Source organism: Polynucleobacter sp. 35-46-11 (genome assembly GCF_002281105.1).
The window spans coordinates 1-1,324 of sequence record NZ_NCFJ01000626.1 but is presented as its reverse complement, the minus strand read 5'-3'; the positions used below and the strand labels follow the sequence as shown (position 1 = coordinate 1,324).

Here is a 1,324-nt window from a genome sequence, read left to right as displayed (position 1 = left end):
ATTCACCCCTCCACTCCTCTTAGCGGCCCCCTCAACGCCGGCGATTACCGCGAACGTGACGTTTTGCGCCTGCTGGCCTCTGGTCTGCCGGACTCATTCGACGTTTTCCACAACCTCCCTTGGTCTTCAATTCACCAAGGTACCCAGCATTTTGGTGAACTAGATCTAGTAGTCATCTCCCCCGTCGGTCACATCTTGCTGATTGAAGTCAAAGCCGGTGCAATAAATGAAGGGGCGAGTTCCCTAACAAAAACATATGGCGGCATTGGTGGCGACAAGGACATTAGTCACCAGGTTCGCAGGCAACACAGCACGTTGATGCAGAGGATGCGTGATGGAGATATGCCGCAGGTGAGCGTTGGCACGTTACTAGTTCTTCCCGACCATGCGGTTCAAAGCGCTGTGCTGGCTTACCCCCGAGAGCGCATCGTCGACGCACCAGAAATGGACACCTTGTGTCAACAGATTATGGGCACGTTCCCAAGTTCAATACCTTCTGTCGAGGTTAGAAGTCAAGTTATAGATTTCTTCTCAAATCGATTCCACGTAGTTACCGATGTATCTACGAACATTACCCAGGTGCAGCAACTCACTACGTCTCTGGCCAGTGGACTAGCTACCTGGGTTCCCAAGATTGCTCACACTGGCAACTTGTTTGTCATTCAGGCAACCGCAGGATCAGGCAAAACCCAGCTAGCTCTAAAACTTCTCCAAGACGCGGTGAAGGCCAAACAACGCTGCTGCTACGTTTGCTACAACCGACCTCTTGCTGACCACTTGACAAAGTTAGCACCCGCCGCGGTTGAGGTCACCACATTCCACCAACTCTGCCGCGACTTGGCAGAACGTAATGGCAAGAAACTGGACTTCTCTGCCCCAGATGTCTTTGCCAAGATGGAGTCTGATTATGTGGATGCCTCTGAAGGCTTCAACAAGTCCATTGACCTGTTGATCATCGACGAGTCACAGGACTTTGAACCAACATGGGCTCAAGCGGTCTTAGAGCGTCTAAAGGACACGGGACGCCTCTACGTGATGGGAGACACCGGTCAGCAACTCTACGAACGCGAAACCTTTGACCTGACGGATGCCGTCCATTTCACCTGTTTGGACAACTTCCGAAGTCCAACCAAGATCGTTCAAATTATCAATCGGCTGGGTTTGACTCCCGAACCAATTGAAGCGAGAAGCGTCCATATCGGAGCGGCCCCTCACTTCTACACCTGGGCACCAAATCAACTTAATAGCCGAACTGCTCTTGATCAATGCCTGATGAAGCTTTGGGTAGATGGCTATAAGCCGGAGCAAGTTGCGGTCATCAGCT

1 protein-coding gene is annotated in these 1,324 nt (G+C 51.7%); it reads left to right on the top strand.

Annotation, left to right across the window (positions count from 1 at the left end; genetic code table 11):
- Nucleotides 1-1,324 (top strand): nuclease-related domain-containing DEAD/DEAH box helicase (locus B7Y67_RS18265; protein WP_293599850.1); only part of this gene is annotated, 1,324 nt, incomplete at both ends.